The following is a 20143-nucleotide window of genomic DNA, read 5'->3' as shown; positions in this document are numbered from 1 at the left end:
GTTTCGGAAAGAAACCCTGGAATCCGACTTTCCTGAATAAAAAGGTCTCATTAGGCTCGGGGCATGCCCCCAGCACCGCCTCCCGGCTCGTTGCCGTCCCGCCCGGAGGCCTCGGCCGAACTCTTGGCCCGGGTGCCGAAACTGCTGGACGCGATGCGGTCCGTCGGCAGCGGCCTGGAGCTGCACACCACGCTGCACCGGATCTGCGAGACGGCCGCCGACCTGGCGCACGCCGGGTACGCGGCCATTGGCGTCGTCGACGAGGACGGTGACGGCCTCGCCGACTTCGTGCACCACGGCCTCGACGACGTGACCGCCGCCCGGCGCATCGGCCACCGCCCGGACGACCGGAAGAGCCTGCTAGGCGCGCTGATCAGGGGTTCCGAACCGGTCCGGCCGACCGACGTGCCCGAGGACCGGCGTTCCCGTGGCTTCCCCGAGCACCGCCCGCCGATGCGCGGCTTCCTGGGAGTCCCCATCCGCGTGCAGGGCGAGATCTTCGGCCACCTCTACCTGACCGACAAACACGCGGGCGAGCCCTTCGACGACCACGACCTCGCCATGGTCCGGGTGCTGGCCGCGGAGGCCGGAATCGCCATCGGCAACGCGCGACTGCACGAAGCCGCTCAGCAGCGGGAGCGCTGGATCGACGGGTCGGTCGCCGTCACCACCGCCCTGCTCGCGGGCGGTGACACCGACGATGCCCTGCAGACCGTCGCTGAGCAGGCCCGCCGCCTGTCCGGGGCTGCCGCCGGGTTCGTACTGCTGCCGGCCGACGGGGGCGGCCTGGAGATCGCGGCCGTCGACGCACCGCACCCCACGAACGCCCTCGGCACCGTCCTCCCGCCGGAGAACGGCATGGTGGCGGAACTGCTCTCCGGACGGCCCGTGTTCGTGGACGACGCCGCCACCGACCCCCGCCTGGAGGCCGGACCGGCGCGCTCCTACGGGCCGGTCATGCTGGTGCCGCTGTGCCGGGACGGGAAGGTCCTGGGTGGCCTCGTCCTGCCCCGGTCCCGGGGGGACCGCCCGTTCACCCGGACGGAGCGGGCGCTCGGCGAGCGGTTCGCCTCACAGGCGGCACTGGCGCTCACGATGGCCGAGGCTCAGCGCGACCGGGAACGGCTCGCCGTGTACGAGGACCGGGACCGAATCGCCCGGGACCTGCACGATCTCGTCATCCAGCGACTGTTCGCCACGGGAATGATGCTGGAGAGCGCCCAGCGCAGGTCGGCCGTGCCGGAAGTGCGCGACGGGGTCGGCGGGGCCGTCGAGGAACTCGACGTCACCATCCAGGAGATCCGATCGGCGATCTTCGCGCTCCAGCAGCCGGCCGAGGCGCCCGCAGGACTGCGCTCCCGTGTACTGCGCGAGATCACCATGGCCGCCGCACCGCTGGGCTTCACGCCGGCGCACCGGTTCGTCGGCCCGGTCGACACCGCCGTCGGCGACCTGACCGCCAAGAACCTCATCGCCGCGCTGCGCGAAACCCTGTCCAACGCCTTCCGGCATGCCCACGCGGGCCGGATCGAGGTGGTCGTGGACGCCTCGGTGACCCTGCGGGACGGCAGGCCCGGCGTCCGGCTGACCGTCGCGGACGACGGGGTCGGCATTCCGGAGGGCGGCCGGCGCAGCGGCCTGCGCAATCTGGAGCGCCGAGCAGAGGCCGTGGGCGGCACCAGTCGGCTCGGGCCGGGCATCGGGGCGGACGGCACTGGCACGACGGTGCTGTGGGAAGCGCCGTACTGAGTGAAGCCGGCGCCGTGTTGCCCCATGTGCAGCAGCGGCACTGATCCGTGTGCAGCAACGGGTCCCCCACTCGTACGACATGAACGAGACCTCGCGCCCTGCGCCGGTCCACGATCGCTGACATGCGCTCATCCCGCCGACGCCCGCTGCTCGTTCCGGCGCTGTTGTGCGCACTCGCGCTGCTCGCGGCCCGCCCCACCGACGGCACGGACGCGGACGGTGGATCCGCTACCGCCCTCGGCCCGCAGGTGGCGCGCCTGTACCAGGACGCGGCGACGGCCACCCGCCAGTACGAGGACGGGCGGCGCGCGGCCGAGACCCAACGCGCGAAGGCCCTGGAGTACGAGCGGCTGCTCGACGCGCAGCGGCGGAAAACCGACGCCATGCGCGAGGACCTCGGCCGCATCGCCCGTGCTCAGTACCGCGACGGCGGTGGGCTGCCGCTCACGGCGAGGATGCTGCTCGCCGAGAACCCCGACGAGCTGATGCGCGGTCAGCGGGCCGTGTCCCGCGCGAATCGGGCCGTCGACCGGGCCATCGGCGAGAACCTGCGGGCCGAGGCACGGCTCGTCGCCGACGAGGCCAAGGCACAGGCGGCATGGCAGGCGCTGGACAAGCGCCGAGCCGAGCTGGTGCGGCTGAAGAAGAAGATCGAGAGCAAGCTGGAGGCGGCGCGGGAACAGTTGGAGGGGCAGGCGGACTCCTCCGTCGCGGCCGGCTCGTGCCCCGGCGCGGTCCGTCTCGACCAGCCGGACCTGCCCGCCGGCCCGGCCTGGGTGGCACCGGTCGAGACCTACGAGCTGTCCGCGTCGTTCGGCAGCGGCGGGTCGCGGTGGGCGAACCGGCACACCGGCCAGGACTTCGCGGTCCCGGTCGGGACACCGGTGCGGTCGGTCGGCGCGGGGCGGGTCCTGAAGGTCTCCTGCGGCGGCGCCTTCGGCATCCACGTCGTGATCCAGCACGCGGGCGGCTACTACACGCAGTACGCCCACCTCGCCGCCGTCGCCGTCGATCAGGGCGACCGGGTCGAGGCCGGGCAGTGGATCGGGCAGTCCGGCACCACGGGCAACTCCACCGGACCCCACCTGCACTTCGAGGTACGGGTCACCCCGGAGATGGGCTCGGCGCTCGACCCGGTGCCATGGCTGTCGGAACACGGCGTGCCACTGTGGTGACGGCACCGGACGTGATGCGGGGCATCAGGGCAGGTCCGCCAGCATCCGCTCGATCACGACGGCCACTCCGTCGTCGTTGTTGGCGACCGTCCGCCCCGAGGCGGCGGCGACCACGTCGGGGTGCGCGTTGCCCATCGCGTACGACCGCCCCGCCCAGGTGAGCATCTCGACGTCGTTCGGCATGTCGCCGAAGGCCACGACCTCTTCGTGCGAGATGCCGCGCTCGGCGCAACACAGGGCGAGCGTGCTGGCCTTGGAGACGTCCGGACCACTGATCTCCAGCAGGGCGCTGGGGCTGGACCGGGTGACGTTGGCGCGGTCGCCGAGGGCGAGGCGGGCCAGCGTGAGGAAGGCGTCGGGGTCCAGCTCCGGGTGGAAGGCAAGGATCTTGAGGACGGGTTCGGCGGCGGCGCGACCGCCCGGTGCCAGGATCTCCTCGGCGGGCAGGAGGTCGTCGGGCACCTCCATGTGCAGCTTCGGATAGGCCGGCTCCTGGTGGAAGCCGTACGTCTGCTCGACGGCGTACACCGTGCCGGGCGCCGCCTGGCGCAGCAGCCGCACGGCGTCCAGCGCGTTCTCCCGCGGCAGCTCTCGGACCTTCACGAACCCGTGCGTGCCCGGGCCGCCGTGCAGGTCGACCACGGCGGCGCCGTTGCCGCAGATGGCGAGGCCGTGCCCGTGTACGTGGGCGCTGACGACGTCCATCCAGCGGGCGGGACGGCCCGTGACGAAGAAGACCTCGATGCCCGCCTTCTCCGCGGCGGCCAGGGCGGCGACCGTGCGCGGGGAGACCGACTTGTCGTCGCGCAGCAGGGTGCCGTCGAGGTCGGTGGCGATGAGCCGCGGGCGAGTGGCGGCGGCCGGGGGCTCGGGCTTTCGGGTCGCTGAGGTCACCCGGTCATTGTCACGCATATGCGTGCACGCCCGTGCGAGGGTCCGCACATATGTGAGCTACGGCTCTCACGCGCGGACCTCCCTCGCCTCTTTCACCCCTTCAACTGCGAGGAGGTCTCCATGGCGATCCGCTCGAAGACCTTCTCGTCCGCGGCGAAGTCGGAGTCGGCGATCGGCCAGTGGACGACAAGCTCGGTGAAACCCAGGTCCTGGTGGCGCCCGGCGAAGTCCACGAAGGCGTCCACGGACTGCAGCGGGCGGTTGCGCTCCGGGGTGAAGCCGGTGAGCAGGACCCGGTCCAGCCCGCCCACCTCGCGGCCGATCGCGGCACAGGCGTCGGCCAGTCGGTCGGCCTGCTGTCGCAAGGCCCGGTCGGACTGCTCGGGGGTGCCGTTCTCGAACAGCTTCGGGTCGCCGGTGGTCACCCACGCCTGTCCGTGCCGTGCGGCGAGCGCCAGTCCCCGCGGGCCGGTCGCGGCCACCGCGAAGGGCAGCCGGGGGCGCTGTACACAGCCCGGGATGTTGCGTGCCTCGTGTGCCGAGTAGAAGTCACCCTCGTACGACACGGCGTCCTCGGTCAGCAGCCGGTCGAGCAGCGGCAGGAACTCGCCGAACCGGTTCGCCCGCTCACGCGGCGTCCACGGCTCCTGGCCCAGCGCCGTGGCGTCGAATCCCGTGCCGCCGGCTCCTATGCCGAGGGTGATCCGCCCGCCGGAGATGTCGTCGAGGGAGATCAGCTCCTTGGCGAGCGTCACCGGGTGCCGGAAGTTCGGCGAGGTGACCAGGGTGCCCAGACGCAACCGCTCGGTCACGACCGCGGCGGCCGTCAGGGTGGGTACGGCACCGAACCAGGGGCCGTCCCGGAAGCTGCGCCAGGAGAGGTGGTCGTAGGTGTACGCGGTGTGGAAGCCGAGCTGCTCCGCCCGCGTCCAGGTCGAACGGCCGCCCTCGTGCCAGCGGCGGTAGGGGAGGATCACGGTGCTCAGGCGAAGGGTCATGTCTTCGAGACTATGCGGCCGTCTCCGGTTTCACGTGAAACGGCCCCTCCGGCGTCACCGTACGCGACTGCTCAGCCACGGGCTGAGGAAGATCATCGGCACGTACTCCCGGTGAGTGCGGTCACCAGGCAGCGGCACGATCAGGTGGTACCCGGGCGGGAAGCGGCGCCCCTTGACGAAGGCGTGGTCGTCGAAGACGGAGCGCAGAAAGGCGGGCACCTCGTCATGTGGGACGTCGGGGCACTCCACGTTCTCGACGGTGATCAGGGCGTCGTCCTCGGGGAAGAGCCGGACGCTCACCCGGGGAACGCCGCCGAACTCGACAAACGCCTCGTGCGGGAGGGAGCCGTCGGCGTCGGTGGTCACCCCCACGCCCGCGGCACTGCGGCGGGAGGTTTGGTCGGCACCGATGTCGTCGGTGACCTCGATCTCCAGCGCGTACTCCTCGGCGATGGCGCGGAGGGCGGTGACGGCGGACTGGGTGGTGGGGAGGTGCTCCATGCCCTCGATCATGCGGGGTCAGTGCGGAGGGGGAAAGCGCAGGTAGCGGGACGGCACGGCCTTCGTCAGCCAGACCCCGTTCGCGCTGACGTGGAAGACGTGTCCGGCGCGGTGCATGGCGGCGGCGTCCACCCGGAGGACGACTGGCCGGCCGCGGCGGGCTCCGACCCGGGTCGCGGTCGCGCGGTCGGGCGAGAGGTGCACGTCGTGCCGGTTCATGGGCCGCAGGCCTTCGGCGCGGATGGCCTCCAGGTGGCGGGCAATGGTCCCGTGGAAGAGATACGGCGGCGGGGTCGCCGAGGGGAGTCCCAGATCCACGTCGATGCTGTGTCCCTGGCTGGCGCGGATACGGGTGCCGTCGACGGCGAAGCGCCTCTTGTCGTTGGTGGCGACCACGTGGTGCAGCTCGTCGGGGGTGACACGGAAGCCGTGTGCGGCCGCCGCGGCGATCAGCGTGTCGATCTCGACCCAGCCGCCCTCGTCGAGCGTGAGCCCGAGCCTCTCGGGCTGGTGGCGCAGGTGCTTCGACAGGTACTTGGACACCTTCACCGAACGTTCCTGTTGCATGGCACCAGCCTGCCTGGTGAGGCGCGCGGCACGCGAAAGATTATTGCCTGCGAGGTTTGATTCACAGACAAGTCCGGCTATCCACAGGCTGGTTGGGGCGGCCTGTGGAAACTAGAGAGGCGGCTTCACACGAGCTAGGCGCCTCAACGCCCCCGGGGCGAGGCGGGACATGAGATGGGCGCCCCACGCTTCCGGCGTCACCGGCACCACGGCCCGGTTGCGGACGACCGCCTCCAGGACGGCGTCCGCCACCTTTTCCGGCGGGTAGTTGCGCGCCCCGTACAGCCGGGCAGCGCGCTGCTGCCGGCGTGTCTCCTCCTCGGCGTCCACCCCCGCGAAGTGCGCCGTGGAGGTGATGTTGGTGTTGACCAGGCCGGGGCAGATCGCCGTGACGCCGATCCCCTGGCCGGCCAGCTCGGCGCGCAGGCACTCGCTCAGCATCAGTACGGCCGCCTTGGAGGTGCCGTAGGCGGGGAGCGCCCGGGAGGGCTGGAAGGCGGCCGCCGAGGCGGTGTTGACGATGTGCCCGCCCTGCCCGCGTTCGGCCATCTGCCGGCCGAACAGACGGCAGCCGTGGATCACGCCCCACAGGTTGACGTCGAGGACCTTCTTCCAGTCCTCCGGCGTGGTGTCGAAGAAGGAGCCGGACAGTCCGATCCCCGCGTTGTTCACCAGCACGTCCACCACGCCGTGCTCGGCGGCGACCCTCGCCGCCAGCTTCTCCATGGCCTGCCCGTCGGAGACGTCCACGGCCTCCGCCCGGGCGGCGCGCGCACCGATCAGCCGGGACAGCTCCGCGGTCCGGTCGGCGGCCTCGGCGTCCCGGTCGACGGCCACCACGCGCGCACCGGCCTCGGCGAACGCCAGCGCCGTCGCCCGCCCGATGCCGTTGCCCGCACCGGTGACCAGGACGAGCTGCCCGCCGAAGCGGTCCGCGTACTTCCCGCGCGCAGCGGTCTCGGAGCGGCCGTCCTCGGTGGCGGTGACGAACTCAGTGATCCAGTCCGCCAGCCGGTCCGGCTGGGTGCGCGGCACCCAGTGCTTCGCGGGCAGCGTGCGCCGGGTGAGCCGCGGTGCCCACCGCTCCAGTCCGTCGTAGAGCCGCTCCGACAGGAACGCGTCGCCGAGGGGAGTGACGAGCTGCACGGGTGCGTGTGCGTAGGCGTCCTCACGCGGCCTGCGCAGCCGGGGCCGGACGTTGTCCCGGTACAGCCACGCCCCGTGGGCCGCGTCCGACGGCAGGGACGGGGTCGGGTAGTCGCCGCCCGGCACCTTCTCGACGCGCTCCAGGATGCCCGGCCAGCGCTTGCCGAGAGGTCCGCGCCAGGCCAACTCGGGAAGCACCGGCGTGTGCAGCAGGTAGACGTACCAGGACTTGGCGCCCTGGCCGAGGAGCTGTCCCACCCGGCGCGGGGTGGGCCGCCTGAGGCGCTGGTTGATCCAGTGCCCGAAGTGGTCCAGGGAGGGGCCGGACATCGAGGTGAAGGAAGCGATGCGGCCCTCGGTGCGCCTGACCGTGACGAACTCCCAGGACTGCACCGACCCCCAGTCGTGGCCCACCAGGTGCACCGGGCGGTCCGGGCTGACCGCGTCGGCCACGGCCAGGAAGTCGTCCGTCAGCTTCTCCAGCGTGAACCCGCCCCGCAGCGGGCTCGGCGCGGTGGACCGGCCGTGGCCGCGGACGTCGTAGAGGACCACGTGGAAGCGGCCGGCCAGGCGGGCGGCGACCTCGGACCAGACCTCCTTGCTGTCCGGGTAGCCGTGCACCAGGACGACCGTGGGCTGCCGGGGATCGCCCAGCTCCACGACGCACAGCTCGACCCCGCCCGTGCGCACCCAGCGCTCTCGCCCGCCGTTCAGCACCGTCATGTCTCCTCCGCCCAGCGCCGCTCGTGCGGCAGATCGTCGTCCGGCCCGAAGGTGCTTGCTCTTCGGTGGCCGGTGCCGGTGGTGGACCCCCGTCCCGCCGCGGTCCCTCCGACCGTGCTACTCGCGCGTAACACGACGCCGCCGAATCTCCCAGTTGTTAGACCGAACGTCAATAGGGTGGTCGGCAGAGCGGCTTGCGCGGTCGTGGAAGGCCACCCGGTGGCTCTCAGGTACGGCAACCCCTACGGGCCCGTACTACTCGAGTCTGACGCGAAGACGGCTCTGCGGTCTGACGACCGCAGTGGCGCCCGTCACTACTGTCGTGGATGTGACTGTGATCGCGACCGAAAGCCTGAGCAAGCGGTTCCCCCGGGTGACCGCGCTCGACCGGCTCTCCGTGGACGTCGGACCCGGTGTGACCGGACTCGTCGGTGCCAACGGCGCCGGCAAGTCCACTCTGATCAAGATCCTGCTGGGTCTGTCTCCCGCCACCGAGGGCCGGGCCGAAGTGCTCGGACTCGATGTCGCCACCAAGGGCGCCGACATCCGCGAGCGGGTCGGCTACATGCCGGAACACGACTGCCTGCCACCCGACGTCTCGGCCACCGAGTTCGTCGTCCACATGGCACGCATGTCCGGCCTGCCGCCCACCGCCGCCCGCGAGCGCACCGCCGACACCCTGCGCCACGTCGGCCTGTACGAGGAGCGCTACCGCCCCATCGGCGGCTACTCGACGGGCATGAAGCAGCGCGTGAAGCTCGCGCAGGCCCTCGTCCACGACCCCCAGCTGGTCTTCCTCGACGAGCCGACCAACGGCCTCGACCCGGTCGGCCGCGACGAGATGCTCGGCCTCATCCGCCGCATCCACACCGACTTCGGCATCTCCGTCCTGGTCACCTCCCACTTGCTGGGCGAACTGGAACGCACCTGCGACCACGTCGTCGTCGTGGACGGGGGCAAGCTGCTGCGCTCCAGTTCCACCACGGACTTCACCCAGACCACCACCACCCTCGCCATCGAGGTCACCGACACCGACGAACACCCCGACGGCACGCGAGCGGTGCGCGACGCGCTCGAAGCGCGCGGGGTGACCGTCCAGGACGGCAGCGGTCTGCCCGGTGCCGGTCACGTCCTGCTGCTCACCGCGGCGGGCGAGGAGACCTACGACCTGGTCCGGGACGTCATAGCCGACCTCGGCCTCGGCCTGGTCCGCATGGAGCAACGCCGGCATCACATCTCGGAGGTCTTCACCGACAACGACGCAGCACGGAAGGAGGCGGTCGGCCATGGCAGCTGAACAGCCCACAGCCACGGTTCCGGGTGACCAGACCCGCATCCACAACATCGGCTACCGCAGCTACGACGGCCCCCGTCTCGGCCGCGCCTACGCCCGTCGCTCGCTGTACTCGCAGTCCCTGCGCGGCGCCTACGGTCTCGGCCGTTCGGCCAAGTCCAAGGTGCTGCCGATGCTGCTGTTCGTGGTGATGTGCCTCCCGGCGGGCATCATGGTCGCGGTCGCCGTCGCCACCAAGGCCGACGACCTGCCCGTGGACTACACGCGCTACGCGATCGTCCTGCAGGCCGTCATCAGCCTCTACGTCGCGGCCCAGGCCCCGCAGTCCGTCTCCCGCGACCTGCGCTTCAAGACCGTACCGCTGTACTTTTCGCGGCCGATCGAGACCTCCGACTACGTCCGCGCCAAGTACGCCTCGCTGGCCTCCGCCCTCTTCATCCTCACCGCTGCACCCCTGCTGGTGCTCTACGTGGGCGCGCTGCTCGCCAAACTCGACTTCGCGGACCAGACCAAGGGGTTCGCCCAGGGACTGGTCTCCGTGGCACTGCTCTCCCTGCTCTTCGCCGGCCTCGGCCTGGTCGTGGCATCGGTCACCCCGCGCCGCGGCTTCGGCATCGCGGCCGTCATCGCCGTCCTGACCATCACCTACGGCGCGGTCTCCACGCTCCAGGCCATCGCCGACGTCCAGGGCAGCGCCGGAGCCGTCGCCTGGATAGGCCTGTTCTCGCCGATCACCCTCATCGACGGAGTGCAGTCCGCCTTCCTGGGCGCCACCTCGGCCTTCCCCGGCGGGGTCGGCCCGAGCAACGGTGAGGGCGCCGTCTACGTCCTCGTCACCCTCGGCCTGATCGCCGGCGCCTACGGCCTGCTGATGCGCCGCTACCAGAAGGTGGGACTGTGACCACGCTCAACATCGACCACGTCTCCCGCTGGTTCGGCAACGTGGTCGCCGTCAACGACATCACCATGACGATCGGCCCCGGCGTCACCGGCCTGCTCGGCCCCAACGGCGCGGGAAAGTCCACCCTCATCAACATGATGGGCGGCTTCCTCGCCCCCTCCACCGGCAGCGTCACCCTCGACGGCCAGCCGGTCTGGCGCAACGAGGACATCTACAAGCACATCGGCATCGTGCCCGAGCGGGAGGCGATGTACGACTTCCTCACCGGCCGCGAGTTCGTCCTCGCCAACGCCGAGCTGCACGGCCTGGGTGCCAAGGCGGCCGACGAGGCGCTGGCCACGGTGGAGATGGCCTACGCCCAGGACCGCAAGATCGCCACCTACTCCAAGGGCATGCGCCAGCGCGTGAAGATGGCCTCCGCCCTGGTCCACCAGCCGTCGCTGCTCCTGCTCGACGAGCCGTTCAACGGCATGGACCCGCGCCAGCGCATGCAGCTCATGGACCTGCTGCGGCGCATGGGCGACGAGGGCCGCACCGTGCTCTTCTCCTCGCACATCCTCGAAGAGGTCGAACAACTCGCCTGGCACATCGAGGTCATCGTCGCCGGACGCCACGCCGCCGGCGGCGACTTCCGCAAGATCCGCCGCCTGATGACCGACCGGCCCCACCGCTACCTGGTGCGTTCCAGCGACGACCGGGCCCTCGCGGCAGCGCTGATCGCCGACCCGTCGACGTCCGGCATCGAGATCGACCTCGCCGAGGGCGCCCTGCGCATCCAGGCCGTCGACTTCGGCCGGTTCACGGCCCTGCTGCCGAAGGTCGCCCGCGACCACGGCATCCGACTCCTCACGGTCTCGCCCTCCGACGAGTCCCTCGAGTCCGTCTTCTCGTATCTCGTCGCGGCGTAGGAGGCCGAAGAATGTACGACCCCACAGTCGCCCGGCTCACCTACCGGGCCCTGCTCGGCCGCCGCCGGGCCCTCATCCTCGGCGCGCTCCCCCTGCTGCTGCTCGTCATCGCCGTCGCCGTGCGTGCCCTCGCCGGAGCCGACGACCAGACCGCCGCGGACGTGCTGGGCGGGTTCGCCCTCGCCACCATGGTGCCGATCATCGGCGTCATCGCCGGCACCGGCGCCATCGGCCCCGAGATCGACGACGGCTCGGTGGTGTACCTGCTGTCGAAGCCGATCAAGCGGCCGACGATCATCTTCACCAAGCTGATCGTCGCCATAGCCGTGACGATGGTCTTCTCCGCCGTGCCCACGCTGCTCGCCGGTCTGATCCTCAACGGCAACGGCCAGCAGGTCGCCGTCGCCTACACGATCGCCGCGCTGGTCGCCTCCATCGCCTACGCCGCCCTGTTCCTGCTGCTGGGCACAGTGTCCCGGCACGCGGTGGTCTTCGGCCTCGTCTACGCCCTGGTCTGGGAGGCCCTGTTCGGCTCCCTGGTGCCAGGGGCCCGCACGCTGAGCGTTCAGCAGTGGTCGCTGGCGGTGGCCCAGAAGGTCGCCGACGGGAACCTGGTGACCTCCGACGTCGGCCTGCCCACCGCGACGGTGCTGCTCGCCGCGGTGACCGTGCTCGCCACCTGGTACGCCGGCCAGAAGCTGCGGTCGCTGACCCTCGCCGGGGAGGAGTGACCGCGCCGCCCGGCCCGGGGCGGGGAGCCGTACCGGGACGCGGTGGCCCGTGGGGAGATGACGGCCCGCGGCGGCCCGGTGCGTGGCGAGCCGTCGGTAACGCGGTGTACGTCCGCTTTTAATCGGTGGCGCCCGGCTCTCCGCAGCGGCACTGTGGGGGATGCACGAGGCCGGACGGCGCCGGCGCAACGGAAGGCCGCTTCGAGCACGCGGGATGCCCCGCGTGGGCCGACCGACGGGGACGCCGGTGCCGTCCGGACCGTGTGCGGGGCCGCGACGAGGAACACCGCCGGGCCGGGATCAGGCCGACAGACGCTCCAGTACCACCGCGATGCCGTCCTCGTCGTTGGAGGACGTCACCTCGTCGGCCACCGCCTTCAGCTCCTCGTGGGCGTTGGCCATGGCCACGCCCCGGGCCGCCCAGCCGAACATAGGGACGTCATTGGGCATGTCACCGAATGCGATGGTGTCCGCGGCCTTCAGGCCGAGCCGGCGTGCCGCCAGCGAGAGGCCGGTCGCCTTGGACAGACCGAGGGGGAGCAGTTCGACGACGCCCGCGCCAGCCATGGTCACCGTGACGAAGCCGCCGGCGGCCTGCCGGGCCACCTCGGCCAGCTCGTCGTCCGACAGGGTCGGATGCTGGATGTAGATCTTGTTCAGCGGTGCCGACCACAGGTCCGAGGCGTCGGTGAACGGCAGCGCGGGAAGGTCGCCCCCGACCTCGTATCCGGGGCCGACCAGTACGTCGCCGTCCAGGCCGTCCCGGCTCGCCGCCAGGTACAGCGGGCCGGTCTCCGCCTCGATCTTGGCCAGTGCCACCCCGGCCAGCTGCCGGTCCAGGGTTACGGAGGTCAGCAGCCGGTGCTCCCCGGCGTGGTAGACCTGCGCGCCCTGACCGCAGACGGCCAGCCCGTCGTAGCCGAGGTCGTCCAGGATGTGCCGGGTCCACGGCACCGCCCGCCCGGTGACCACGATGTGGGCCGCGCCCGCCGAGGTGGCCGCGGCGAGCGCGTCACGGGTGCGCTGCGAGATCGTGTCGTCGCCGCGCAGCAGCGTGCCGTCGAGGTCGGTCGCGACCAGCCGGTACGGGAAACCCCCGGCGGCATCGGTGCCGGGGACCGTGGCGGTGCCGGTGTCAGTCACTTGGCCACCGGCTCCAGGACCTCCCGGCCGCCCAGGTATGGGCGCAGCACCTCGGGGACGCGGACCGAACCGTCGGCCTGCTGGTGGTTCTCCAGGATCGCCACGATGGTGCGGGGAACGGCGCACAGGGTGCCGTTGAGCGTGGCCAGCGGGCGCACCTTCTTGCCCTCGCGGACACGGATCGACAGCCGACGGGACTGGAACTCGGTGCAGTCCGAGGTCGAGGTCAGCTCGCGGTACTTGCCCTGGGTCGGGATCCAGGCCTCGCAGTCGTACTTGCGCGCGGCAGAAGAGCCCAGATCGGCCGAGGCCACGTCGATCACCCGGAACGGGAGCTCCAGCGACGTCAGCCACTGCTTCTCCCACTCCAGCAGGCGCTGGTGCTCGGCCTGCGAGTCCTCGGGGAGGACGTAGGAGAACATCTCGACCTTGTCGAACTGGTGCACGCGGAAGATGCCCCGGGTGTCCTTGCCGTGCGAGCCCGCCTCGCGGCGGAAGCAGGGCGAGAAGCCGGCGTAGCGCAGCGGGAGGCGCTCGGCGTCCAGGATCTCGTCCATGTGGTACGCGGCGAGCGGCACCTCGGACGTGCCGACCAGATACAGGTCGTCCTTGTCGAGGTGGTAGACGTCCTGGGCGGCCTGGCCGAGGAAGCCGGTGCCGGCCATCGACTGCGGGCGCACCAGCGCCGGGGTCAGCATCGGCGTGAAACCGGCCGCCGTGGCCTGCGCGATCGCCGCGTTGACCAGGGCGAGCTCCAGGAGGGCGCCCACGCCGGTCAGGAAGTAGAAGCGCGAGCCGGAGACCTTGGCGCCGCGCTCCACGTCGATGGCGCCGAGCAGCTGGCCCAGCTCCAGGTGGTCCCTGGGCTCGAAGCCCTCGGCGACGAAGTCGCGGTGCGTGCCGTGCGTCTCCAGCGTGACGAAGTCCTCCTCGCCGCCGACGGGCACGTCGGGGTGGACGAGGTTGCCGAGCCGCTGGAGCAGCTCCTGAGTCTCGGCGTCGGCCGCGTCGCGCTCGGTGTCGGCGGCCTTGACGTCGGTCTTGAGCTGCTCGGCCCGCTTGAGCAGTTCGGCCTTCTCGTCCCCGGCGGCCTTGCCGATCAGCTTGCCGAGACCCTTCTGCTCGGCGCGCAGCTCGTCGAAGCGGACGCCGGACGACCTGCGCCGTTCGTCGGCGGACAGGAGGGAGTCGACGAGCGCGACGTCCTCTCCACGGGCGCGCTGCGACGCGCGCACACGGTCGGGGTCCTCACGGAGCAGGCGAAGGTCAATCACGCGGTCAAGGCTACCGGTGCGCGGTGTCGGGTCTCGACCCACTAGTGCCGGACGCGGGCCTCACGTTCCGTCCGACCGGTCGATGAGGCCGGTCAATGAGGCGCTGCGTCATCCCCGGAACGAGGCGCCACCGGGCACCCTGTTGACCGGATTTGCTTGTGCAGAAAGGGACTTGGGGCCGCGGCTGTCCACAGGAATCCACGGTCCGGAAAAGTTATCCACAGGGTGTGCGAAAGATCTGTGGACTCACGGAGGTGATCATTCCCAATTCCGGAGGGTGGACTGCCCAAACCCTCCACGCCTCCACTTTCGAGTGGAAACGGGGCACCCGGTGTCACTCCGGAGAATGGGGTGCAAGAAACAGGTGGACGAAGGGTGACCTGGGCTCCTGTGGGTGAAGAGGGGGCCTGTAGGGGGATATGTCGACTGAATGCCGTTTCGTTGTCGACTTGTCCCCAGGTCGAGAAGAGGACCTGTGGATAACTTCTGTGGACAACGGGCGGACCGAGGAAAATCAGCCGATAGGCCCGGTGATCAGAACCGGCCGTCCTGGCAGCGGGCCACCCAGTCCGCCGCCGCGACGAACGCCTCGTCCGAGGTGCCCGGCCGCAGCGCGTCCGCGTCGGCCGGCTCGACCTCCGCCCGCGGGTACGACCCGAGGTAGCGCACCTGGAGACAGGACCGCTTCAGGCCCATCAGCGCATCGGCCACCCGCCGGTCGGAGATGTGCCCCTCGGCGTCGATGCAGAAGCAGTAATTGCCGATGCCGGCACCGGTGGGCCGGGACTGGAGCAGCATCAGGTTGACGCCCCTGGTGGCGAACTCGCCCAGCAGGTCGCGCAGGCCGCCGGGATGGTCGTCGCGCTGCCACAGCACGACGGAGGTCTTGTCCGCGCCGGTCGGTGCCGCGGGCCGGGCCGGGCGGCCCACCAGCACGAAGCGGGTCTGGGCGTTCTCCGCGTCGTGGATGTCGGCCTCCAGCACCTCGAGGCCGTAGCGCTCCGCGGCGAATTCGCCGGCGAAGGCCGCGTCGTACCGACCCTCCTGCACCAGGCGGGCGCCGTCCGCGTTGGAGGCGGCCGACTCCCAGGCGGCATCCGGGAGGTGCGTCTTGAGCCAGTTGCGCACCTGGGGCTGGGCGGCCGGGTGGGCGGTGACCGTTTTGACGTCCGACAGCTTGGTGCCGGGGCGGACCAGCAGCGCGAAGGTGATGGAGAGCAGCACCTCGCGGTAGATCATCAGCGGCTGGCCGGCGACCAGCTCGTCCAGGGTGGTGGTGATGCCGCCCTCGACGGAGTTCTCGATCGGCACGAACGCGGCCTCGGCCTCGCCGGTGCGCACCGCGTCGAGCGCGGACTGCACGGAGACGTACGGGACCAGTTCCCGGGTCGCCGTCTCCGGGAGGGTGCGCAGGGCGACTTCGGTGAAGGTGCCTTCGGGGCCGAGATACGCGTAACTGGCTGGCATGTCCTCACCCTAATGGGCCCGGGGATGCCAGGCTCACGCGTCGCGCCCCAGCCCCTCCGCGGGGTGATTCGCCGCCGGATTCACCCCTCCAGCAGCCGCTGCCCCACGTACTCTCCCTCCGACGCCCCGCCCGGTACCGCGTACAGGCCGCTCGCCTCGTGCCGGATGAACTGCGACAGCGCGTCGCCCCGGTCCAGCTTGCGCTGCACGGGCACGAAGCCCCGCAGCGGATCGGCCTGCCAGCAGATGAAGAGCAGCCCGGCGTCCGGGACGCCGTCGGCGTCGAAGCCGTCGTGGTACGAGAAGGGGCGGCGGACCATGGCCGCGCCGCCGTTCTGGTCGGGGCGGGTGATCCGGGCGTGGGCGTTGATCGGAACGACGAGCTTCCCGGAGCCGTCCGTCTTCTCAAGGTCCATCTCCGTCGTCTCGGTGGCGTCGCTCCCTCCGGACAACGGTGCCCCGTCGGACTTGCGGCGCCCGATGACGTCCTCCTGGGCCTTGAGTGACAGTTTCTCCCAGTCGTCGAGGAGCATGCGGATGCGGCGTACGACGACGTAGGAGCCGTTCGCCATCCAGGCCGGTCCGCCCTGCCCCGACCCGGGCGCCTCCGGCACAAAGATCCGCTTGTCGAAGTCGGCGTCGGCGGGCTTCGGGTTGCGGGTGCCGTCGACCTGGCCCATGAGGTTGCGGGCGGTCACGGGGTGGGCGGTGGCGCCGGGCGAGCGGTTGAAGCCGTTCATCTGCCAGCGGATACGGGCGGCTGTCCCCGCGTCCTGCTGGATCGCGCGCAGGGCGTGGAAGGCCACCAGGGCGTCGTCGGCGCCGATCTGCACCCACAGGTCGCCGTTGCTGCGGTTCTTGTCGAGGTGGTCCGAGGAGAAGTCGGGAAGCGGGTCGAGCGCCACCGGGCGCTGCTCCTCCAGCCCGGTCCGGCCGAAGAAACTGTGGCCGAAGCCGAAGGTGAGGGTCAGCGCGGAGGGGCCGGCGTCCCGGGCCACGTCGGTGTCCCGGGTCCCGGCAGGCTCGCCCGCCATCAGCCGCCGAGCCGTGTCGGACCAGCGGCGCAGCAGCGCGGCGGCTTCCTTGCGGCCGGCGCCCGCCGCGAGGTCGAAGGCGACGAGGTGGCCGCGTGCCTGCATGGGGGTGGTGATGCCGGGCTGATGTTTCCCGTGAAACATTGCCCGCTCACTGCCGAGTGAGGTGAGGGGCGTGGCGGCGGAGGAGGGTGCGGCGGCGTGGCCCGCGGCGGCGCCCGCCGCGCCGAGGACGAGCCCGGTGGCACCGGCGGTGCCCAGCAGCCGCCGCCGTGAGATGCCCTCGGGAGCGGTGGTGCCGTCGGAGTCGAGCGGTCCGGGTCCGTCGGTCGCCTTGCGGGTCGTCTCGGGGTTCCGGGCCTCCGGGATGGACTGGTCTGCCATGGTGCGGTTCAGCCGATCTGCGCGTTCTTGGTGAGGGTGATCTGGTTGATGTCGGAGGTCCGTACGGTGACGGCGACTTCCCAGTCTCCGGCCATCGGGATCTGTACTCCGCTGGCCGACCAGTGGCCGGTGGTGATGTGGTCGGGCGCGACGGGCAGGGGCCCGATGTCCTTGGCCTTCTGGGTGAGGGCCACCTTCACCTCGGGGATGTCGAAGGCGGTTCCGTCCGGGCGTTGGACGTAGAGGTGCAGGTCGTTGGCGCCGACCCGGGCGGGGTCGAGTTCGACCCGTACGACGCCCTTGCCGTTCTGGCCGCCGGTGTCGAAGGGCATGTCCAGTGTCACCGCGCCGGTGGCGGGGGTGGCACCGGCGGCGGAGGTGGCTCCGGCGGCCTTGGCGTCCTCCTCGGTGCGGCCGGGCTCGGTCTGGGTCAGGACGGTGGTCACCGCGAGCAGGACGACGGCGACGCCCGCCTCGGCGAGCACGGAGCGGCGCAGTCCGAAGCGGTGCGGGTCGGCGTCGCGTTGCCGTTTCTGCCGGGCGGCGTCCACGGCCGCGCGCTGCCGAGCGAGCTGGGCGGCCCGCTGCGAGCCGCCGGAGCCCTTCCCCGTGCCGGACGCCTTTCCGGCGGCCTTGGTCTTCCCTGCGGCTCCCGCCTTTTTGGCGTCGGCGGTCGTGGTCTTCCCGGCGGCTTTCGCCTCGTCGTCCCTACGACCACTCGACGCGGCCGCGCGCTCCTTCTGCCGCTGCCCGGCGACGGCCGCCGGCACCGTCTCCGCCAGCTGTGCCGTCCACCGCCGGGAGAAGTACGCGACGCCCACGAGCACCGCCACGAGCCCGATCTTCACGAGGAGCAGCTGCCCGTACCGGGTGTCGGTGAAGGCGGTCCAGGAGCCGAGCTGGCGCCAGGACTGGTAGGTCCCGGTCGCCACCAGCGCCACGACGCTGCCGAAGGCGATGCGCGAGAATCGTCGTACGGCGAGGGTGGGCACCGGCGTCTCCGCCGGGCCGCGGTACAGGGCGGCGAGCAGCGCGGTGAGTCCGCCGAGCCAGGTGGCGACGGCGATCAGGTGGACGACGTCGACCGGCATGGCGAGACCGGCCTGGAGGCCGACGGAGGCGTGCTCGGACATGGCCCAGGTCGCCGCGAGGCCCACTGCCACGACGCTGCCGCCGAGCGCGAGTCCGAAGGTGAGGTCCCGTCTCTCCTCGTCCTCCCGCTTGTCGTACGCGCCGAAGAGCACGGCGATGAACAGCGCGGCCGCCGCGAGCAGCAGTAGTCGGGAGACCAGCGCGGCGCCGGACTTGGTCTGCAGCACTTCGCCGAGCAGGTTCAGGTCGAAGACGTCGGCGAGCTTTCCGGAGCCGGTGTAGGAGCCGCGCAGCAGGAGGAGCAGGAGGGTGGCGGCGGTCAGCGCGAGCCAGCCGGAGACGACGAGGCGCTGCACGGCGCGTATGCCGGAGCCGCGCGGCCAGCAGGCGAGCACGAAGGCGGCGCCGCCCACCAGGACGACGAAGGCGGTGTACGAGACGTAGCGCCCGACGCCGTACAGCCCGCCGACGAACCCGCCGCCGGCCGCCTGTGCGGAGACGGAGACCGAGGTCTCGGAGGGGGCGCCGACGGAGAAGGTGTAGGCGCCGGCGACGGGGTGGCTGTCGGCGGAGACCACCTGGTAGGTCACCGTGTAGGTGCCGTCGGGCAGCCCGGCGTGCAGTTTCACGGAGTACGTCGTGCCGCCGGTGCCGGACGGCCTGCCGTCGTCGACGCGCTTGCCCTTGGGGTCGAGGACGCGCAGCGAGTCGTCGTCCATGGATACCGACTCGGAGAAGGTGAGCGACACCTGGGCCGGTGCCTGGTCGACCACCGCCCCCTGCCGGGGATCGCTGCCGGTCAGCGCGGCGTGCGCGGAGGCCGGTCCGGCGCCGGCCAGCAGCGCGCAGGCCGCGGCCAGGAGCAGCACCAGGGTCCGGACGCGCGGGGCGATGGTCTGCGTCAAGGTGGTCCCTCCCTCAGTGTCCGGAGTCTTCGGTGTGCCCGGAGTCTCCGGTGGCCGGCTGATAGGTGGCCGCCTTCACGGGCATCTTGACCGTGACGGGGTCGGAGTGGGCGAAGTGCAGTTCGACGGCGACCGACTGTCCCTGCTTCGGCTGCCGCTTCAGCTTCTCGAACATCAGGTGGTTTCCGCCGCTCTTGAACACGAGCTGACCGTGGGCGGGGACTTCGAGGCGGTCGACCTCCTTCATGGTCCCGTCGGCGGTCTGGTGCACGGTGACCTCGCCGGCCTCGCTGGTGACGGAGGTCAGTTCGTCCGCGGTGCCACCCTCGTTGGTGATCGTGAGGAACCCGGCCGCCATCGAGTCGGAGACGGGCTGCGGTATGTAGGCGGCGTCGACGGAGAGTTCGGCGCCGGAGGTCGCGGAGTCGGAGTCCGAGCCGCCGCAGCCCGCGAGGGCCAGGGAGCCGATCACCGCGACGGCGGCGAGAGCGGGGCGTCGCCTCACGGGTTCTCCCCCTTGATCAGCTTGGGGAGGTCCTTGGTGTAGTCGTCGACCGTGGCGTCCTCGCCGTAGAGGACGTAGCCCGCGTCGGACTTCGGCGAGAAGGCGACGACCTGGGTGCCGTGGGTCGAGACGATCTTGCCGTCCTTGTCCTTGGTCGGCGGCTCGATCGAGATGCCGAGGGTGCGGGCGCCCGCCTGGATGGTGTCGAAGTCGCCGGTCAGGCCGACGATCTGCGGGTCGATGCCCTTGAGCCACGTGCCGAGCGCGGCGGGGGTGTCGCGCTCGGGGTCGGTGGTGACGAACACGACGCGGAGCTTGTCCTGTTCCGACTGGGAGAGCTGCTTCTTGGCCACGGCGATGTTGTTCATGGTCAGCGGGCAGACGTCGGGGCAGTGGGTGTAGCCGAAGTAGACCAGGGTGGGCTTGCCGGCGGTCTGCTCGCGCAGGTCGTACTTCTTGCCCTGGGTGTCGGTGAGGACCAGGTCAGGCTTCTCGAAGGGCTTGTCGAGGACGGTGGCGGCCTGCCGGCTGTTGTCCTCGGAGACCACGGTCACGGGCTTGTCGCTGTCGGTGCCGCTGCCGCAGGCGGACAGCGTCAGGCAGGCGGCGGCGAGCACGGCGGCCATGGCGAACGTCTTTTTGCGCATAGAAGAATGTCCCAGATGTGAGGTGCTCCGGTGCGCGCGCCGGGGTCCGCCGGACGCCCGAATGGACGGACCGGCGGACGGGTGTCCGGCGCGCACCGGACGAGG

General features: G+C 71.3%; 18 protein-coding genes. 6 read left to right on the top strand and 12 right to left on the bottom strand.

All coding sequences use genetic code 11. From position 1 onward, the window contains the following. Positions 1–63: 63 nt before the first annotated feature. Together AB0P07_RS23425 and AB0P07_RS23420 are read left to right on the top strand one after the other, a co-directional pair. Complete coding sequence (locus AB0P07_RS23425; protein ID WP_365553434.1) at positions 64–1749, top strand: GAF domain-containing protein; 1686 nt, start codon at positions 64–66, stop codon at positions 1747–1749. A gap of 122 nt (positions 1750–1871) precedes the next feature. Then, complete coding sequence (locus AB0P07_RS23420; RefSeq protein WP_365553432.1) at positions 1872–2924, top strand: peptidoglycan DD-metalloendopeptidase family protein; 1053 nt, start codon at positions 1872–1874, stop codon at positions 2922–2924. 24 nt (positions 2925–2948) lie between these two features. Here AB0P07_RS23420 and AB0P07_RS23415 read toward each other — a convergent pair whose 3' ends face one another. The 5 genes from AB0P07_RS23415 to AB0P07_RS23395 all read right to left on the bottom strand — a co-directional run bounded on the left by AB0P07_RS23415 (position 2949) and on the right by AB0P07_RS23395 (position 7753). Further along, a complete protein-coding gene (locus AB0P07_RS23415; protein WP_365553430.1) occupies positions 2949–3836 on the bottom strand; it encodes an HAD family hydrolase in 888 nt (295 codons plus the stop codon). Positions 3837–3910: 74 nt separating this feature from the next. Further along, the gene (locus tag AB0P07_RS23410; protein WP_365553428.1) at positions 3911–4816 is read right to left on the bottom strand and encodes an LLM class flavin-dependent oxidoreductase; all 906 of its coding nucleotides are present in this window, start codon (positions 4814–4816) and stop codon (positions 3911–3913) included. 54 nt (positions 4817–4870) lie between these two features. Then, positions 4871–5329 carry a hypothetical protein gene (locus AB0P07_RS23405; protein WP_365553426.1) on the bottom strand — a complete coding sequence of 153 codons (459 nt, stop codon included), beginning with the start codon at positions 5327–5329 and terminating at the stop codon, positions 4871–4873. A 6-nt stretch (positions 5330–5335) separates the two neighbouring features. Continuing rightward, positions 5336–5884 carry an RNA 2'-phosphotransferase gene (locus AB0P07_RS23400; RefSeq protein WP_365553424.1) on the bottom strand — a complete coding sequence of 183 codons (549 nt, stop codon included), beginning with the start codon at positions 5882–5884 and terminating at the stop codon, positions 5336–5338. Positions 5885–5995: 111 nt separating this feature from the next. Continuing rightward, positions 5996–7753, bottom strand: a complete 1758-nt coding sequence (locus tag AB0P07_RS23395) for an SDR family oxidoreductase (protein WP_365553422.1) — start codon at positions 7751–7753, stop codon at positions 5996–5998. 334 nt (positions 7754–8087) lie between these two features. Here AB0P07_RS23395 and AB0P07_RS23390 point away from each other — a divergent pair, with 334 nt between their 5' ends. From AB0P07_RS23390 to AB0P07_RS23375, 4 genes are read left to right on the top strand one after another with little or no spacing between them, the layout of a single operon-like run. Further along, on the top strand, positions 8088–9050 hold the full coding sequence (locus tag AB0P07_RS23390) for an ABC transporter ATP-binding protein (protein ID WP_365553915.1): 963 nt from the start codon (positions 8088–8090) through the stop codon (positions 9048–9050). Further along, complete coding sequence (locus AB0P07_RS23385; protein ID WP_365553420.1) at positions 9040–9948, top strand: ABC transporter permease; 909 nt, start codon at positions 9040–9042, stop codon at positions 9946–9948. The genes AB0P07_RS23390 and AB0P07_RS23385 overlap by 11 nt, the downstream gene beginning before the upstream one ends. Beyond that, positions 9945–10856, top strand: a complete 912-nt coding sequence (locus tag AB0P07_RS23380) for an ABC transporter ATP-binding protein (RefSeq protein ID WP_365553418.1) — start codon at positions 9945–9947, stop codon at positions 10854–10856. Before AB0P07_RS23385 ends, AB0P07_RS23380 begins: the two co-directional genes overlap by 4 nt. Before the next feature lie 11 nt (positions 10857–10867). Beyond that, positions 10868–11587: an ABC transporter permease gene (locus AB0P07_RS23375; RefSeq protein ID WP_007388893.1), complete on the top strand. Its 720-nt coding sequence runs from the start codon at positions 10868–10870 to the stop codon at positions 11585–11587. Positions 11588–11887: 300 nt separating this feature from the next. Here the strand turns inward: AB0P07_RS23375 and AB0P07_RS23370 are convergent, their stop codons facing one another. The 7 genes from AB0P07_RS23370 to AB0P07_RS23340 all read right to left on the bottom strand — a co-directional run bounded on the left by AB0P07_RS23370 (position 11888) and on the right by AB0P07_RS23340 (position 20038). Then, positions 11888–12730 (bottom strand): HAD family hydrolase, encoded by an 843-nt coding sequence (locus AB0P07_RS23370; protein ID WP_365553415.1) that lies wholly within the window; start codon positions 12728–12730, stop codon positions 11888–11890. Further along, on the bottom strand, positions 12727–14004 hold the full coding sequence (serS, locus tag AB0P07_RS23365; RefSeq protein ID WP_365553413.1) for a serine--tRNA ligase: 1278 nt from the start codon (positions 14002–14004) through the stop codon (positions 12727–12729). Before serS ends, AB0P07_RS23370 begins: the two co-directional genes overlap by 4 nt. Positions 14005–14538: 534 nt before the next feature. Further along, positions 14539–15471, bottom strand: a complete 933-nt coding sequence (gene pheA / locus AB0P07_RS23360; RefSeq protein ID WP_365553411.1) for a prephenate dehydratase — start codon at positions 15469–15471, stop codon at positions 14539–14541. A gap of 80 nt (positions 15472–15551) precedes the next feature. Continuing rightward, a complete protein-coding gene (gene efeB, locus AB0P07_RS23355; protein ID WP_365553409.1) occupies positions 15552–16889 on the bottom strand; it encodes an iron uptake transporter deferrochelatase/peroxidase subunit in 1338 nt (445 codons plus the stop codon). 8 nt (positions 16890–16897) lie between these two features. After that, positions 16898–18886: a copper resistance protein CopC gene (locus tag AB0P07_RS23350; RefSeq protein WP_365553407.1), complete on the bottom strand. Its 1989-nt coding sequence runs from the start codon at positions 18884–18886 to the stop codon at positions 16898–16900. Between the two features lie 13 nt (positions 18887–18899). After that, positions 18900–19391, bottom strand: a complete 492-nt coding sequence (locus AB0P07_RS23345) for a copper chaperone PCu(A)C (protein ID WP_365553405.1) — start codon at positions 19389–19391, stop codon at positions 18900–18902. Further along, on the bottom strand, positions 19388–20038 hold the full coding sequence (locus AB0P07_RS23340; protein ID WP_365553403.1) for an SCO family protein: 651 nt from the start codon (positions 20036–20038) through the stop codon (positions 19388–19390). Before AB0P07_RS23340 ends, AB0P07_RS23345 begins: the two co-directional genes overlap by 4 nt. Positions 20039–20143: the final 105 nt, after the last annotated feature.

Origin of the sequence: Streptomyces sp. NPDC085944, assembly GCF_040686295.1 — a bacterium.
GTDB classification, from domain to species: Bacteria; Actinomycetota; Actinomycetes; order Streptomycetales; family Streptomycetaceae; genus Streptomyces; species Streptomyces salinarius.
Note: the sequence above shows the minus strand (reverse complement) of the source record. Positions and strands in the feature narration are given on the sequence as shown.

What these genes read in the sequence shown, in the direction of transcription:
- AB0P07_RS23425 (WP_365553434.1), top strand. Translation starts at nt 64, where the DNA reads ATGCCCCCAGCACCGCCTCCCGGCTCGTTGCCGTCCCGCCCGGAGGCC.
- AB0P07_RS23420 (WP_365553432.1), top strand. Translation starts at nt 1,872, where the DNA reads ATGCGCTCATCCCGCCGACGCCCGCTGCTCGTTCCGGCGCTGTTGTGC.
- AB0P07_RS23415 (WP_365553430.1), bottom strand. Translation starts at nt 3,836, where the DNA reads ATGCGTGACAATGACCGGGTGACCTCAGCGACCCGAAAGCCCGAGCCC.
- AB0P07_RS23410 (WP_365553428.1), bottom strand. Translation starts at nt 4,816, where the DNA reads ATGACCCTTCGCCTGAGCACCGTGATCCTCCCCTACCGCCGCTGGCAC.
- AB0P07_RS23405 (WP_365553426.1), bottom strand. Translation starts at nt 5,329, where the DNA reads ATGATCGAGGGCATGGAGCACCTCCCCACCACCCAGTCCGCCGTCACC.
- AB0P07_RS23400 (WP_365553424.1), bottom strand. Translation starts at nt 5,884, where the DNA reads ATGCAACAGGAACGTTCGGTGAAGGTGTCCAAGTACCTGTCGAAGCAC.
- AB0P07_RS23395 (WP_365553422.1), bottom strand. Translation starts at nt 7,753, where the DNA reads ATGACGGTGCTGAACGGCGGGCGAGAGCGCTGGGTGCGCACGGGCGGG.
- AB0P07_RS23385 (WP_365553420.1), top strand. Translation starts at nt 9,040, where the DNA reads ATGGCAGCTGAACAGCCCACAGCCACGGTTCCGGGTGACCAGACCCGC.
- AB0P07_RS23375 (WP_007388893.1), top strand. Translation starts at nt 10,868, where the DNA reads ATGTACGACCCCACAGTCGCCCGGCTCACCTACCGGGCCCTGCTCGGC.
- pheA (WP_365553411.1), bottom strand. Translation starts at nt 15,471, where the DNA reads ATGCCAGCCAGTTACGCGTATCTCGGCCCCGAAGGCACCTTCACCGAA.
- efeB (WP_365553409.1), bottom strand. Translation starts at nt 16,889, where the DNA reads ATGGCAGACCAGTCCATCCCGGAGGCCCGGAACCCCGAGACGACCCGC.
- AB0P07_RS23340 (WP_365553403.1), bottom strand. Translation starts at nt 20,038, where the DNA reads ATGCGCAAAAAGACGTTCGCCATGGCCGCCGTGCTCGCCGCCGCCTGC.